Source organism: Phytoactinopolyspora endophytica (assembly GCF_004138495.1).
GTDB lineage: Bacteria > Actinomycetota > Actinomycetes > Jiangellales > Jiangellaceae > Phytoactinopolyspora > Phytoactinopolyspora endophytica.
Genome location: NZ_ML142862.1, coordinates 2587 through 2901, shown reverse-complemented (window position 1 = coordinate 2901; position 315 = coordinate 2587). Strand labels below are relative to the sequence as shown.

Below are 315 nucleotides of genomic sequence, written 5' to 3'. Positions count from 1 at the left end.
CGAGGACGGGACTGAAGACGGTGACGAGGATGGCACCGAGGACGGGACTGAAGACGGTGACGAGGATGGCACCGAGGACGGGACTGAAGACGGTGACGAGGATGGCACCGAGGACGGGACCGAGGACGGGACCGAGGATGGGACCGAGGACGGGACCGAGGATGGCACCGAGGACGGGACTGAAGACGGTGACGAGGATGGTGAAGTTGAGTTGACCTAGCAGGCGCTCTACGGTCGTGGGGTGTTCCGCAGGAGACGCGATCCTCGACAGGTGCGATACCTGACGTGTGCGAGCCTGCGCTGGGTAATCAGAAA

The 315-nt window shown here is 63.5% G+C and carries 1 protein-coding gene; it reads left to right on the top strand.

All coding sequences use genetic code 11. The annotated features are described in order from the left end of the window. Nucleotides 1–220 (top strand): hypothetical protein (locus tag ELR45_RS35685; RefSeq protein WP_205857115.1); only part of this gene is annotated, 220 nt, incomplete at its 5' end. Between the last annotated feature and the right edge of the window lie 95 nt (nucleotides 221–315).